This window comes from Microvirga sesbaniae, from assembly GCF_025460805.1.
GTDB lineage: Bacteria > Pseudomonadota > Alphaproteobacteria > Rhizobiales > Beijerinckiaceae > Microvirga > Microvirga sesbaniae.
This window is the reverse complement of record NZ_JAMXFJ010000052.1, coordinates 1-13,021: the sequence shown is the minus strand read 5'-3', so window position 1 is coordinate 13,021 and position 13,021 is coordinate 1. Positions and strand designations below refer to the sequence as shown.

Sequence of the window (13,021 nt, the reverse complement as noted above, 5' to 3'; positions counted from 1 at the left end):
CACGCGCCGGATAACCTTAGACGCGGCGACGCTTGCGCGGGCGGCAGCCGTTGTGCGGGATCGGCGTCACGTCACGGATCGACGTGACGGTGAAGCCGGCCGACTGGAGCGCGCGCAGGGCGGACTCGCGGCCGGAACCGGGACCCGACACCTCGACCTCGAGGGTGCGCATGCCGTGCTCGGCAGCCTTGCGGGCCGCATCTTCGGCGGCGATCTGCGCCGCGTACGGGGTCGACTTGCGCGAACCCTTGAACCCCATGGCGCCGGCCGAGGACCAGGAGATCGTGTTGCCCTGGGCGTCGGTGATGGTGATCATGGTGTTGTTGAACGAGGCGTTCACATGCGCCACGCCGGAGACGATGTTCTTGCGTTCGCGGCGGCGGACGCGGGTAGCTTCTTTAGCCATTCCAGAGATCCTTCAAGCGCGCCCGTCGTTCCAGGCGCTCGGGAGAAAAGGCCACCCGTGGCGGATGGCCGGAAAAACTTACTTCTTCTTGCCGGCGATCGGCTTCGCCTTGCCCTTGCGGGTGCGGGCGTTCGTGTGGGTGCGCTGGCCGCGGACCGGAAGACTGCGGCGGTGGCGCAGGCCACGGTAGGCGGCGAGATCCATGAGGCGCTTGATGTTCATGGACACTTCGCGGCGCAGATCGCCTTCCACGATGTAGTCGCGGTCGATCGTCTCGCGGATGGCCAGAACTTCGGCGTCGGTCAGCTGGTTCACGCGGCGCTCGGCCGGGATGTTGACCTTCTCGATGATCTCCTGGGCCTTCTTGGGCCCAATGCCGTGGATGTACTGAAGCGCGATCACAACGCGCTTGGCGGTCGGGATGTTGACGCCTGCGATACGGGCCATTGTCCGTCTCCATGTGGGAAGCAGATGCTTCGGGTTTTGGTTGTCGCGCGTCCGGTGGAGGCCGGCCCCTGCGCGGGTTACTTATGCAAAACACGGCAAACCAGAGCGGCCCCTCAGGAAGCCCTCTGGATATGCAGGTTCTTGTGCAAGAGCTTGCCCCTAACGGAAATTAACCCGTTCGTCAAGCCCTTGTGTTCAGCGCCCGATGATTCCCTTGACCGCCTCGGTCACCTCGTCGATCGGCCTCATGCCGTCCACGGTCTTGAGCATGCCCTTGCCCTCGTAATAGGCCGAAAGCGGGGCCGTCTGGGTCCGGTAGGCCTCGAGCCGGGTCTTGAACACGTCCGGATTGTCGTCCTTGCGGACCGGCTCGCCCCGTGCCTCGGTCTCCCGGGCGCGCTTGACGATCCGGTCGACGAGCTCAGCCTCGTTCACCTTGAACTCGATGACCGCGTCGAGCTTGAGGCCCTTGGCGGCCAGCATGGCGTCGAAGGCCTCGGCCTGGGCCACCGTCCTCGGGAAGCCGTCGAGGATGAAGCCGTTCCTGGCATCCGCCTCCTCGATCCGGTCGGCGATGATGCCGACGACGATCTCGTCCGACACGAGATCGCCGCGGTCCATGACGGCCTTGGCCTTCAGGCCGACCGGCGTGCCGGCCGCCACGGCTGCGCGGAGCATGTCCCCCGTCGAAAGCTGGGGAATACCCAGCCGATCGACCAGACGGACGGCCTGAGTGCCTTTTCCGGCCCCCGGCGGCCCCAGCAGAATCATCCTCATCGACGTCCCCCTGACTTCGTCGAACATGCTCGCCTGCAGGCGAGACGTTGAACCTTAGCGTCTCCGTGCGCCCTTGAGCTTCGCCTTCTTGACGAGGCCCTCGTACTGGTGGGCCAAGAGATGACCGTGCACCTGAGCGACGGTATCCATCGTAACAGACACGACGATCAGAAGCGAAGTGCCGCCAAAGTAGAATGGCAAAGCCGCGTAGGATACCAGCAGTTCGGGAATCAGGCAGATGATCACCAGGTAGGCCGCGCCCAGCACGGTGATGCGCGTCAGCACCTGGTCGATGAAGTCGGCGGTGCGCTCACCCGGGCGGATGCCCGGAATGAAGCCGCCCTGCTTCTTCAGGTTGTCGGCCGTCTCGGTCGGATTGAACACGATCGCCGTATAGAAGAAGGCGAAGAACACGATCAGGGCCGCGTACAGGAACATGTAGGCGGGACGCCCGTGCCCGAGATACGCGGTCAGCATCGAGATGAAGCCGGTCCCGTCCGTGTTCGTCTGGAAGCTCGCGATGGTAGCCGGCAGCAGCAGCAGCGACGACGCGAAGATCGGCGGGATGACGCCCGAGGTGTTCAGCTTGAGCGGCAGGAACGAGGTCTGGCCCTCGTACATCCGGTTGCCGACCTGGCGCTTCGGATAGTTGATCAGCAGGCGGCGCTGGGCGCGCTCCATGAACACCACGAAGTAGATGATGGCAACCGCCATCACGATGACGCCGAGGATCAGGCCCGTCGAGATCGCGCCCTGGCGGCCAAGCTCGAGGGTCCCGGCGATCGCCGTCGGCAAGTTGGCCACGATGCCGGCGAAGATGATCAGAGACGTGCCGTTGCCGATGCCGCGCGACGTGATCTGCTCGCCCAGCCACATGAGGAACATGGTTCCGCCGGTCAGGGTGATCACGGTCGAGACGAGGAAGAAGGGCCCTGGCGACTGCACGATGGTGCCCGAGCTCTGCAGTCCGACGGCGATGCCCCAGGACTGGAACACGGCCAGGAACACGGTCAGATACCGGGTGTACTGATTCAGGATCTTGCGACCCGCCTCGCCTTCCTTCTTGAGTGCCTCGAGGGACGGCAGGACGGAGGTGAGGAGCTGGATGATGATCGAGGCCGAGATGTACGGCATGATGTTCAGGGCGAAGATCGCCATGCGCTCCACGGCGCCGCCCGAGAACATGTTGAAGAGGCCGAGCACGCCCCCGCTGGCGCCCTGGAAGCTCTGCCGGAGAGCCTCCGGATCGATTCCGGGCAGCGGGATGTAGGTGCCGAGACGGTAGACGATGAGCGCGCCCAGCGTGAACCAGATGCGCTTCTTCAGCTCATCGGCCTTCGCGATGGCGCCGAAATTGATGTTTGCCGCGAGTTGCTCGGCTGCTGAGGCCATAGTGGTGTCCCCGAAATACCTGATACGTGACGGTCATCACGCAAACGGCGGCCACGCGATCAGACGCGGGCCGCCGCTTGGATCTTAGTCAATGTGGGCGCGGGCTCACGCCTGCGCAACGGCACCCAGGAGGGTGACCGAGCCACCAGCCTTCTCGATCGCTTCGACGGCCGACTTGGACGCGCCGTAGACCTGGAAGGAAAGCTTCGCCGTGAGTTCGCCGACGCCGAGGATCTTCACGCCGTCGCGCGGCTTGGACACCACGCCGGCCGCAACCAGCGTCTCGACCGTGACCGGAGCGCCCGTGTCGAGCTTGCCGGCCTCGATGGCCTGCTGAATGCGCCCGACATTGACCTCGTTCAGGTCGATGGCGTTCGGCTTGTTGAAGCCGCGCTTCGGCAGACGACGGTGCAGAGGCATCTGACCGCCTTCGAAGCCCTTGATCGCCACGCCGGTACGAGCCTTCTGGCCCTTCACGCCGCGGCCACCGGTCTTGCCCTTGCCCGAGCCGATACCACGGCCCACGCGCATGCGGTTCTTGGTGGAACCTTCGTTGTCACGAATTTCGTTGAGTTTCATGACGCTCTCCTCACTGCCCGTCGACAACGCGCACGAGGTGCTTGACCTTCTCGATCATGCCGCGCACAGCCGGCGTGTCTTCCAAGGTCGAGGTACGGTGAAGCTTGTTGAGCCTGAGGCCGATCAGCGTCTGGCGCTGCTTGGCCTCGCGGCGGATCGGCGAGCCGATCTGCTCAACGGTGACGGTCTTCCCAGCCGAAGCAGGATTCTTTGCCATGGTCAAAGCCTCCCTTACGCTTCAGCGCCAGCGACTTCGCTGGCATCCGCGTCGCGGCGGCGAGCCTGCAGCGTCGAGACCTTCAGGCCACGGCGCGCGGCGACCGAACGCGGGCTGTCCTCGTTCTTGAGCGCATCGAAGGTGGCGCGCACGAGGTTGTAGGGGTTCGACGAGCCGAGCGACTTGGCGACCACGTCCTGCATGCCCACCACTTCGAAGACGGCGCGCATGGGGCCGCCCGCGATGATGCCGGTACCCTGGGGAGCGGCACGCAGCACGACCTTGCCGGCGCCGTGGCGGCCGTTCACGTCGTGGTGGAGCGTGCGGCCCTCGCGCAGGGCGACGCGGATCATGGACCGCTTGGCGGCATCGGTCGCCTTGCGGATCGCCTCAGGCACCTCACGGGCCTTGCCGTGGCCGAAGCCGACGCGGCCCTTCTGGTCGCCGACGACGACGAGGGCTGCGAAGCCGAAGCGACGGCCGCCCTTCACGACTTTGGCGACTCGGTTGATGTGGACCAGGCGGTCCACGAATTCGCTGTCGCGCTCTTCGCGATCAGCACGTTCTCTGGGTTCTCTAGCCATGAGACCTCTCACTTGCGCGGGCGGCGGGCCCGCTCGCTAAGGATTGCTTGGATTATACCCGCCGTTAGAAATCCAGACCGCCCTCACGGGCAGCGTCGGCGAGAGCCTTGACGCGGCCGTGATAGAGGTAGCCCGAGCGGTCGAAGATGACCTGCTTCACGCCGGCCTGAACCGCGCGCTCGGCAACGAGCTTGCCCACTTCCTTCGCCGCGTCCACCGTGGCGCCGGTCTTGAGCTTGCCCTTCACGTCAGCCTCGAGAGTCGAAGCCGAGGCGACCGTATGGCCGCGCACGTCGTCGATAACCTGGGCGTAGATCTGCTTGGACGAACGGAAGACCGACAAACGCGGACGGCCATTCGCTGCCTTCTTGATCGCACGGCGCACACGAGCCTTGCGGCGATCTTCAGCGCCTTTCTTCTCAGCCATGATACGTCGTCCTTACTTCTTCTTGCCTTCCTTGCGGAAGATGAACTCGTCGGAGTACTTGACGCCCTTGCCCTTGTAGGGCTCCGGACCGCGGTATTCGCGGATCTCGGCGGCGGTCTGGCCGACGACCTGCTTGTCGATGCCGGCGACGACGACTTCCGTGGGACGCGGCGTCGTGATCGTCACGCCGGCCGGGATCGCGTAGTCGATATCGTGGCTGTAGCCCAGCGACAGCTTCAGCACCTTGCCGGCAACGGCGGCCTTGTAGCCGACGCCGTTGATCTCGAGGCGCTTCTCGAAGCCCTTCGACACGCCTTCGACCAGGTTCGCCACCTGGGCGCGGGACATGCCCCACTTCGCACGGGCCGTCTTGGACTCGTCGCGCGGGTTCACCGACACGGCGCCGTTCTCAAGAACAACCGACACTTCTTCGGGGACGAGGAACGAGAGTTCGCCCTTCGCGCCCTTAACCTTCACCATCTGACCGTCAACGGTAGCCGTCACACCTGACGGAACCGTAACGGGCTTCTTGCCTACTCGGGACATTTTCGAATCTCCGTGGTTCTGTGCGGGTGCTTCGGTCTTAGAAGACCTTGCAGAGCACTTCGCCGCCCACGTTCTTCTCACGGGCCTCGTGATCGGCCATCACGCCCTGGGGCGTCGAGAGAATGGTGATGCCCAGTCCGTCGGCCACGCGAGGCATGGTGTCGACGGAGGCATACACGCGGCGGCCGGGCTTGGAGACACGCTCGATGGAGCGGATCACCGGCTGACCGTCATAATACTTGAGCTCGATCGAGAACTCCGTCCGGCCGTTGCCGAACTCGGTCTGCGAGTAGTCCCGGATGTAGCCCTCGGACTTGAGAACCTCGAGGACGCGAGCGCGGAGCTTCGAGCCAGGGGTGGAGACGGACCCGCGACGGCGCATCTGCGCGTTGCGGATACGGGTGAGCATATCGCCCAACGGATCGTTGATCATATGATGCCCTCCCCCTTACCAGCTCGACTTCACCAGGCCCGGGATCAGGCCTTTGTTGCCCAGTTCGCGCAGAGCGATGCGCGACATGCCGAGCTTGCGGTAGTAGGCGCGCGGGCGGCCCGTGATCTCGCAGCGATTGCGGATGCGGGTCTTGCTCGCGTTGCGCGGCAGCTCAGCCAGCTTGAGGCGCGCCTCGAAGCGCTCCTCCATGGACTTCGACTCGTCGTTGGCGACCGCCAGGAGGCGCTCGCGGCGGCCGGCGAACTTCTTCACCAGCTCACGACGATGCTTGTTCTTCTCAATAGCGCTTTTCTTAGCCATGCTTTTATCTCCAGTGTCCGCGTTTGAGGACAGCTATCCTCACTGCCGGAACGGGAAGTTGAAGTGACGCAGCAGGGCGCGGGCTTCTTCGTCGGTCTTCGCCGTGGTGGTGATGACGACGTCCATGCCCCAAACCTGCTCGACCCTGTCGTAATTGATCTCAGGGAACACCAGGTGCTCCTTGATACCCATTGCGTAGTTGCCGCGGCCGTCGAACGACTTGGGGTTCAGGCCCCGGAAGTCGCGGACGCGCGGGAGAGCGATGGTCACGAGACGGTCAAGGAACTCGTACATGCGAACCTTGCGCAGCGTGACCTTGGCGCCGATCGGCATGTTCTCGCGGACCTTGAACTGCGAGATCGCCTTGCGGGCCTTCGTGATCACCGGCTTCTGGCCGGCGATGAGAGCGAGGTCAGCCGCAGCGACCGAAGCCTTCTTCGAGTCGGCGGTCGACTCGCCAACACCCATGTTGAGCACGATCTTCTCGATCGTCGGCACTTCCATAGGGTTCTTGTAGCCGAATTCTTCAATGAGCTTCGGACGCACCACTTCCTCGTAGTGCTTCTTCAGCCGCGGCGTGTAGCCGTCCACCTGAGCCTTAGCCATCGATCAGGTCCCCCGAACGCTTGGCGAAACGAACCTTGCGGCCGTCTTCGAGAACTTTGAAACCAACCCGGGTCGGCTTGCCGTCCTTCGGGTCCGCGTAGGCCAGGTTCGACAGGTGGATGCTCGCCTCTTTCGAGATGATGCCACCCTCGGCGTTCGCCGTCTGGCGCTGGTGACGCTTCACGAGGTTGACGCCGCGGACGACCGCGCGCTCTTCCTTCGGGAGCATCTGCACGACTTCACCGGTCTTGCCCTTGTCGCGACCGGTCAGGACGACGACCTTATCGCCCTTCTTGATCTTCGCGGCCATTAGAGCACCTCCGGCGCAAGCGAAATGATCTTCATGTGATTCTTGGCACGCAGTTCACGCGGAACGGGGCCGAAGATACGGGTGCCGACCGGCTCCTTCTGATTGTTGATCAGAACGGCGGCGTTGCGGTCGAAGCGGATGACCGAGCCGTCAGCGCGGCGGATGTCCTTCGCGGTGCGAACGACGACTGCCTTCATGACATCGCCCTTCTTCACGCGACCGCGCGGAATAGCCTCTTTCACGGATACGACGATGATATCGCCCACGGAAGCGTACTTACGCTTCGAACCGCCGAGAACCTTGATGCACATCACGCGACGGGCGCCGGAGTTATCGGCGACGTCAAGATTCGTCTGCATCTGGATCATGGCTTTGATCCTTTCCTTTGTTTCAGACAGGTTTCCGGGCCAAGGCAGGATTGCCCCCCGGACTACGCCTGACGGGGATCTCTTGTCCCCTGCCCTTCAAATGTCGAGAGAGGCGGCCGTATACACGAACCGCCCCCGTTTGACAACCCCTCGAGAAGGCTTTGTTAAGCCTTCGCTTGGTCGACGAGCACCCAGGTCTTGAGTTTGGAGAGCGGCTTGGTCTCTTCGATGAAGACCGTGTCGCCCACCTTGGCTGTGTTGTTCTCGTCATGAGCATGGTAGTTCTTCGTCTTACGCACGGTCTTCTTCATGACCGGGTGCGTGAAACGGCGTTCCACCTTCACAACGACCGTCTTGTCCTGCTTGTCGCTGACAACGACGCCCTGCAAAACGCGCTTCGGCATCTTGATCCCCTTTAAACCTTCGCGGCAGCGGCCTTCTGGCGCTGCAGCGTCTTGACGCGGGCGATGTCCCGACGGACTTCGCGGACACGTCCGGTGTTCTCGAGCTGGCCGGTGGCGCGCTGGAAGCGGAGGTTGAACTGCTCCTTCTTCAGGTTCAGCAGCTCGTCCGTCAGCTGGTCCTGCGACATCGCGTTGAGGTCGGAGGCTCTCTGCTTAGACTTCATGATCCCCTCCTTACTCGGCAATGCGCTGGATGAAGCGCGTCTTGATCGGGAGCTTCGCGGCGCCGAGGCGAAGGGCCTCGCGGGCGATATCCTCCGGCACGCCGTCGATCTCGAACATGATACGGCCAGGCTTCACCTTGGCCGCCCAGTACTCGGGAGCGCCCTTACCCTTACCCATACGCACTTCGGTCGGCTTCGTCGAAACCGGCACGTCCGGGAAGATGCGGATCCACACCCGGCCCGCGCGCTTCATGGCGCGGGTGATGGCGCGGCGAGCCGCCTCGATCTGACGAGCGTTGACGCGCTCGGGCTCCATCGCCTTCAGGCCGAACTGGCCGAAGTTGAGGTCCGTGCCGCCCTTCGCGGTGCCGGAAATGCGGCCCTTGAACTGCTTACGGAACTTGGTTTTCTTCGGTTGCAACATGGCAAACCTCTCCTGACCTCTCGGTTACGCCGCCTGCTCGCGGCGGCCACCGGAGCGGCCTCCTTCGTCGTTCATCCGCTTGTCCTGGGCCATCGGATCGTGCTCAAGGATTTCGCCCTTGAAGATCCAGACCTTGATGCCGCAGGTGCCATAGGTCGTGAAGGCCGTGGACGTTCCGTAATCCACATCCGCACGCAGGGTGTGCAGCGGAACGCGGCCTTCGCGGTACCATTCGAGGCGGGCGATTTCAGCGCCACCCAGACGGCCCGAGCAGTTGATACGGATGCCCTCGGCGCCCAGACGCATGGCCGACTGAACGGCACGCTTCATGGCGCGGCGGAAAGCGACACGGCGCTCGAGCTGCTGGGCGATCGAGTCGGCCACCAGCGTGGCGTCGACTTCCGGCTTGCGGACCTCGACGATGTTGATCGCCACGTCGGCGTCGGTCATCTTCGAGACGAGCTTGCGCAGCTTCTCGATGTCGGCACCCTTCTTGCCGATCACCACGCCCGGGCGACCCGAGTGGATGGTGACGCGGCACTTCTTGTGCGGACGTTCGATGACGATCTTCGAAACGGCGGCCTGCTTCAGCTGCTTCATGAGAGCTTCGCGGATCGCCATGTCCTCATGCATCAGCTTGGCGTACTCGCCCTTGCCGGCGAACCAGCGCGAGTCCCAGGTCCGGTTGATGCCGAGCCGAAGACCGATCGGGTTAACTTTCTGACCCATCTGGTTCTCCTTTATGCCTGTTCGGCAACTTCCCGAACCACGATCGTGAGGTTCGAGAACGGCTTCATGATACGAGCACCCCGGCCACGGGCCCGGGCGTGGAAGCGCTTCATGACCAGTGCCTTGCCGACATAAGCCTGGCTGACGACGAGATCGTCCACATCCAGGTTGTGGTTGTTCTCGGCATTGGCAATGGCGCTCTCGAGGCACTTCTTCACGTCGCGAGCGATGCGCTTGCGCGAGAACTCGAGATCGGCGAGAGCTGCAGAAACCTTCTTGCCGCGGATAAGGGCCGCAACAAGGTTGAGCTTCTGGGGGCTGACGCGCAGCATGCGAGCGACGGCTTGAGCCTCGGTGTCGCTCAGTGCGCGAGGAGTCGCGGCCTTACCCATCTTACTTCCTCTTCGCCTTCTTGTCCGCCGCATGGCCGTGGAAAGTGCGGGTCGGCGAGAACTCGCCGAACTTGTGACCCACCATTTCCTCGTTCACGGAGACGGGAATGTGCTTCTGACCGTTGTAGACCCCGAAGGTGAGGCCCACGAACTGCGGGAGGATCGTGGAGCGGCGGCTCCAGATCTTGATAACCTCGTTGCGGCCCGAGGAACGGGCAGCCTCGGCCTTCTTGAGGAGGTAGCCGTCGACGAACGGACCCTTCCAAAGCGAACGTGCCATGACGTGCCTCTATCCTTACTTCTTCCGAGCGTGACGGCTCGACACGATGAACTTGTCGGTCCGCTTGTTCGAACGGGTTTTCTTGCCCTTGGTCGGTACGCCCCACGGGGACACCGGATGGCGACCACCGGACGTGCGGCCCTCACCACCACCGTGCGGGTGGTCGATCGGGTTCATGGCGACGCCGCGGTTGTGCGGACGCTTGCCGAGCCAGCGGTTACGACCAGCCTTACCGATCGAGGTGTTCATGTGGTCCGGGTTCGACACCGCGCCGACGCTGGCGAAGCACTGGCCATGGACCAGCCGCTGCTCGCCGGAGCTCAGGCGGATCGTCACGTAGCCCTGGTCACGGCCCACGATCTGAGCGTAGGTGCCGGCCGAGCGGGCGAGTGCCGCGCCCTTGCCGATCTTGAGCTCCACGTTGTGGATGATCGTTCCCACCGGCATGTTGCCGATCGGCATCGCGTTGCCCGGCTTGATGTCGACCTGCTCGCCGGCCGCCACCTGATCGCCGACAGCAAGACGCTGCGGGGCCAGAATGTACGACTGCTCGCCGTCGGCGTAGCGGATCAGCGCGATGAAGGCGGTGCGGTTCGGATCGTACTCGATCCGCTCCACGGTCGCCGCATCGCCCAGACGGGCGCGACGCTTGAAGTCGACCAGGCGCAGGGTGCGCTTGTGTCCACCGCCACGGAAGCGGACGGTCACGCGACCCAGGTTGTTACGGCCGCCGGAGGAGCTCTTGCCCTCCGTCAGCTTCTTGACCGGCTTGCCCTTGTAGAGCTCGCTGCGGTCGACGATCACCAGCTGGCGCAGGCCGGGGGTGATTGGTTTGAAAGTCTTCAAAGCCATCGGATCACTCTCTCGTCCGATCAGAGGCCGGTGGTGACGTCGATGGTCTGGCCCTCGGCGAGGGTCACAACCGCCTTCTTCACATCCGACCGCTGGCCGCGGGTGCCGCGGAACATCTTCACTTTGCCTTTGGTGATGAGCGTGTTGACGCTCTTCACCTTGACATCGAACAGCTTCTCAACCGCTTCCTTGATCTGCGGCTTCGTCGCATCCAGCCGCACCTTGAAGACGACCTTGTTCTGTTCGGACAGGGTCGTGGCCTTCTCGGTGATGACCGGGCTTACGATCACATCGTAATGGCGCGGGTCCAGGCTCATTTGAAACGCGCCTCCAGCGCATCGACAGCCGACTTCGTGAGAACGAGCTTCTCGCGACGCAGGATGTCATAGACGTTGATGCCCTGCACCGGCAGGACGTCGATGTTCGGGATGTTGCGAGCAGCCCGCTGGAAGTTCGTCTCGATCTCGGCGCCGCCGATGATCAGCGCGTTGCCGAGGCCGAGCTTGCCGAAGCGCTCGACGAGAGCCTTCGTCTTCGGCTCGGCGAGCTTCACATCGTCGATCACGACGAGCGAGGCGTCCTTGGCCTTGGACGAGAGCGCGTGCTTCAGGGCAAGCGCGCGGACCTTCTTGGGAAGGTCATGCGCATGGCTGCGGACCTGCGGGCCGAAGGCACGACCGCCGCCCCGGAACTGGGGAGCGCTCGCGGCGCCGTGACGGGCGCTGCCGGTGCCCTTCTGCTTGTAGACTTTCTTGGTCGTCCGGTCGATGTCCGAACGATTCTTGACGGCGTGCGTGCCGGCCTGGCGCTTGGCGAGCTGCCAGCGGACGCAACGGGCGAGCAGGTCGGCGCGCGGCTCGAGACCGAAAATGGCCTCGTTCAGGTCGACCGATCCGGCGCTCGCGCCTTCGAGCGTGGTGACATCAAGCTTCATCACGCATTCTCCTCTTGGGCCTGCTCAGCCTGAGCGGCGGGCGCAGCCTCGTTGCCGGTGCGGAATGCGCCGGGCATCGGCACTTCCTTCGGCAGCTTGCGCTTCACCGCGTCGCGGACGAAGATCCAGCCGCCGGCGACGCCCGGTACGGCGCCCTCGACGAGGATCAGACCGCGCTCGACGTCGGTCGACACGACACGCAGGTTCTGCGTGGTGACGCGCTCGACACCCAGGTGACCCGGCATCTTCTTGTTCTTGAACGTCTTGCCCGGATCCTGGCGTCCGCCGGTCGAACCGATCGACCGGTGGGAGACCGACACGCCGTGCGTGGCGCGCAATCCGCCGAAGTTCCAGCGCTTCATGCCGCCGGCGAAGCCCTTACCGGTGGTGATGCCCGTGACGTCCACGAACTGACCGGCAATGAAGTGATCGGCGGTGATCTCGGCGCCGACCGGGATGACAGCATCCTCGGAGACGCGGAACTCCGCGAGCTTGCGCTTCGGCTCGACCTGGGCGACGGCGAAACTGCCGCGCTCGGCCTTGGAAACGTTCTTGACCTTGGCCTTGCCGACGCCGACCTGCAGCGCGGTGTAGCCGTTCTTCTCCTTGGTCCGGTGGGCGACGACCTGGCAGCTGTCGACCTTCAGAACCGTGACCGGGACATGTTCGCCAGCATCCGTGAAGATGCGGGTCATCCCGACTTTCTGTGCAATGACGCCTGAGCGCATGTGCGTATCCTCTCGGCGTGTCTACCGAAGGCTCCAAGCCGTAAGGCTCAGAGCTTGATTTCCACGTCCACACCAGCAGCGAGATCGAGCTTCATCAGAGCGTCAACCGTCTGCGGGGTGGGGTCCACGATATCGAGCACACGCTTGTGAGTGCGCATCTCGAACTGCTCGCGCGACTTCTTGTCGATGTGCGGCGAGCGAAGCACCGTAAAGCGCTCGATGCGCGTCGGCAGCGGGATGGGCCCGCGAACCTGAGCGCCGGTCCGCTTCGCGGTCGACACGATTTCCCGTGTCGAAGCGTCGAGGATCCTGTGGTCGAACGCCTTAAGGCGAATACGAATGTTTTGACCGTTCATGGCTTATCCATTCAACAAGGGAAGCGGCCGGACCGAAACCCGGCCGCTGTCCTTTGATCCTCTAAAATCAATCCATCACGGCGGCGACGACGCCGGCGCCGACGGTACGGCCGCCTTCGCGGATGGCGAAGCGCAGCTTCTCTTCCATGGCGATCGGAGCGATCAGCTCCACTTCCATGGTGATGTTGTCGCCCGGCATCACCATCTCGGTGCCCTCAGGCAGCTTCACCACGCCCGTCACGTCCGTCGTGCGGAAGTAGAACTGCGGACGGTAGTTGCCGAAGA

26 protein-coding genes are annotated in these 13,021 nt (G+C 63.7%); all 26 read right to left on the bottom strand.

Translation table 11 applies throughout. The features are described 5' to 3' along the window. Window positions 1-16: 16 nt before the first annotated feature. Entirely contained in the window at window positions 17-406 is a 390-nt protein-coding gene (rpsK, locus tag OCW50_RS30055) for a 30S ribosomal protein S11 (protein WP_009764323.1), read from the bottom strand. 78 nt (window positions 407-484) lie between these two features. Next, entirely contained in the window at window positions 485-853 is a 369-nt protein-coding gene (gene rpsM / locus OCW50_RS30050) for a 30S ribosomal protein S13 (protein ID WP_183450896.1), read from the bottom strand. Window positions 854-1,048: 195 nt separating this feature from the next. Beyond that, window positions 1,049-1,630 (bottom strand): adenylate kinase, encoded by a 582-nt coding sequence (locus OCW50_RS30045; protein WP_262273008.1) that lies wholly within the window; start codon window positions 1,628-1,630, stop codon window positions 1,049-1,051. Between the two features lie 54 nt (window positions 1,631-1,684). Further along, window positions 1,685-3,022: a preprotein translocase subunit SecY gene (gene secY, locus OCW50_RS30040; protein WP_262300111.1), complete on the bottom strand. Its 1,338-nt coding sequence runs from the start codon at window positions 3,020-3,022 to the stop codon at window positions 1,685-1,687. A gap of 105 nt (window positions 3,023-3,127) precedes the next feature. After that, on the bottom strand, window positions 3,128-3,601 hold the full coding sequence (gene rplO / locus OCW50_RS30035; RefSeq protein ID WP_173945691.1) for a 50S ribosomal protein L15: 474 nt from the start codon (window positions 3,599-3,601) through the stop codon (window positions 3,128-3,130). 10 nt (window positions 3,602-3,611) lie between these two features. Beyond that, window positions 3,612-3,818, bottom strand: coding sequence for a 50S ribosomal protein L30 (gene rpmD / locus OCW50_RS30030; RefSeq protein ID WP_173945692.1), 207 nt, complete (start codon window positions 3,816-3,818; stop codon window positions 3,612-3,614). Window positions 3,819-3,832: 14 nt separating this feature from the next. Continuing rightward, window positions 3,833-4,402 carry a 30S ribosomal protein S5 gene (gene rpsE, locus OCW50_RS30025; RefSeq protein ID WP_173945693.1) on the bottom strand — a complete coding sequence of 190 codons (570 nt, stop codon included), beginning with the start codon at window positions 4,400-4,402 and terminating at the stop codon, window positions 3,833-3,835. 64 nt (window positions 4,403-4,466) lie between these two features. Continuing rightward, window positions 4,467-4,829, bottom strand: a complete 363-nt coding sequence (rplR, locus tag OCW50_RS30020; RefSeq protein WP_099511402.1) for a 50S ribosomal protein L18 — start codon at window positions 4,827-4,829, stop codon at window positions 4,467-4,469. 12 nt (window positions 4,830-4,841) lie between these two features. Next, window positions 4,842-5,375: a 50S ribosomal protein L6 gene (gene rplF, locus OCW50_RS30015; RefSeq protein WP_262300110.1), complete on the bottom strand. Its 534-nt coding sequence runs from the start codon at window positions 5,373-5,375 to the stop codon at window positions 4,842-4,844. Between the two features lie 37 nt (window positions 5,376-5,412). After that, a complete protein-coding gene (gene rpsH / locus OCW50_RS30010) occupies window positions 5,413-5,808 on the bottom strand; it encodes a 30S ribosomal protein S8 (RefSeq protein ID WP_173945696.1) in 396 nt (131 codons plus the stop codon). Window positions 5,809-5,823: 15 nt separating this feature from the next. Then, window positions 5,824-6,129, bottom strand: coding sequence for a 30S ribosomal protein S14 (rpsN, locus tag OCW50_RS30005; RefSeq protein WP_036358373.1), 306 nt, complete (start codon window positions 6,127-6,129; stop codon window positions 5,824-5,826). 39 nt (window positions 6,130-6,168) lie between these two features. Then, the gene (gene rplE / locus OCW50_RS30000; protein ID WP_173945697.1) at window positions 6,169-6,735 is read right to left on the bottom strand and encodes a 50S ribosomal protein L5; all 567 of its coding nucleotides are present in this window, start codon (window positions 6,733-6,735) and stop codon (window positions 6,169-6,171) included. Continuing rightward, complete coding sequence (rplX, locus tag OCW50_RS29995) at window positions 6,728-7,045, bottom strand: 50S ribosomal protein L24 (RefSeq protein ID WP_173945698.1); 318 nt, start codon at window positions 7,043-7,045, stop codon at window positions 6,728-6,730. Before rplX ends, rplE begins: the two co-directional genes overlap by 8 nt. After that, window positions 7,045-7,413 (bottom strand): 50S ribosomal protein L14, encoded by a 369-nt coding sequence (gene rplN / locus OCW50_RS29990; protein ID WP_009764309.1) that lies wholly within the window; start codon window positions 7,411-7,413, stop codon window positions 7,045-7,047. The genes rplX and rplN overlap by 1 nt, the downstream gene beginning before the upstream one ends. Before the next feature lie 164 nt (window positions 7,414-7,577). After that, entirely contained in the window at window positions 7,578-7,817 is a 240-nt protein-coding gene (gene rpsQ, locus OCW50_RS29985) for a 30S ribosomal protein S17 (protein WP_099511396.1), read from the bottom strand. A gap of 11 nt (window positions 7,818-7,828) precedes the next feature. Beyond that, a complete protein-coding gene (rpmC, locus tag OCW50_RS29980) occupies window positions 7,829-8,041 on the bottom strand; it encodes a 50S ribosomal protein L29 (RefSeq protein ID WP_262300109.1) in 213 nt (70 codons plus the stop codon). A 10-nt stretch (window positions 8,042-8,051) separates the two neighbouring features. Next, window positions 8,052-8,465, bottom strand: a complete 414-nt coding sequence (gene rplP / locus OCW50_RS29975; RefSeq protein ID WP_009764306.1) for a 50S ribosomal protein L16 — start codon at window positions 8,463-8,465, stop codon at window positions 8,052-8,054. A 24-nt stretch (window positions 8,466-8,489) separates the two neighbouring features. Continuing rightward, on the bottom strand, window positions 8,490-9,194 hold the full coding sequence (gene rpsC, locus OCW50_RS29970; RefSeq protein WP_036358354.1) for a 30S ribosomal protein S3: 705 nt from the start codon (window positions 9,192-9,194) through the stop codon (window positions 8,490-8,492). Window positions 9,195-9,205: 11 nt separating this feature from the next. After that, complete coding sequence (gene rplV / locus OCW50_RS29965; protein WP_009764304.1) at window positions 9,206-9,586, bottom strand: 50S ribosomal protein L22; 381 nt, start codon at window positions 9,584-9,586, stop codon at window positions 9,206-9,208. 1 nt (window position 9,587) lies between these two features. After that, window positions 9,588-9,866 carry a 30S ribosomal protein S19 gene (gene rpsS / locus OCW50_RS29960; RefSeq protein WP_009764303.1) on the bottom strand — a complete coding sequence of 93 codons (279 nt, stop codon included), beginning with the start codon at window positions 9,864-9,866 and terminating at the stop codon, window positions 9,588-9,590. A gap of 15 nt (window positions 9,867-9,881) precedes the next feature. Continuing rightward, window positions 9,882-10,718, bottom strand: coding sequence for a 50S ribosomal protein L2 (gene rplB, locus OCW50_RS29955; protein ID WP_262273004.1), 837 nt, complete (start codon window positions 10,716-10,718; stop codon window positions 9,882-9,884). A gap of 20 nt (window positions 10,719-10,738) precedes the next feature. Next, entirely contained in the window at window positions 10,739-11,035 is a 297-nt protein-coding gene (locus OCW50_RS29950; RefSeq protein WP_262273003.1) for a 50S ribosomal protein L23, read from the bottom strand. After that, complete coding sequence (rplD, locus tag OCW50_RS29945; protein ID WP_262273002.1) at window positions 11,032-11,652, bottom strand: 50S ribosomal protein L4; 621 nt, start codon at window positions 11,650-11,652, stop codon at window positions 11,032-11,034. The genes OCW50_RS29950 and rplD overlap by 4 nt, the downstream gene beginning before the upstream one ends. Beyond that, the gene (rplC, locus tag OCW50_RS29940; RefSeq protein ID WP_262273001.1) at window positions 11,652-12,380 is read right to left on the bottom strand and encodes a 50S ribosomal protein L3; all 729 of its coding nucleotides are present in this window, start codon (window positions 12,378-12,380) and stop codon (window positions 11,652-11,654) included. Before rplC ends, rplD begins: the two co-directional genes overlap by 1 nt. 47 nt (window positions 12,381-12,427) lie before the next feature. After that, window positions 12,428-12,736, bottom strand: a complete 309-nt coding sequence (rpsJ, locus tag OCW50_RS29935) for a 30S ribosomal protein S10 (RefSeq protein WP_009764298.1) — start codon at window positions 12,734-12,736, stop codon at window positions 12,428-12,430. A 67-nt stretch (window positions 12,737-12,803) separates the two neighbouring features. After that, window positions 12,804-13,021 (bottom strand): EF-Tu C-terminal domain-related protein (locus tag OCW50_RS29930; RefSeq protein ID WP_506323704.1); only part of this gene is annotated, 218 nt, incomplete at its 5' end.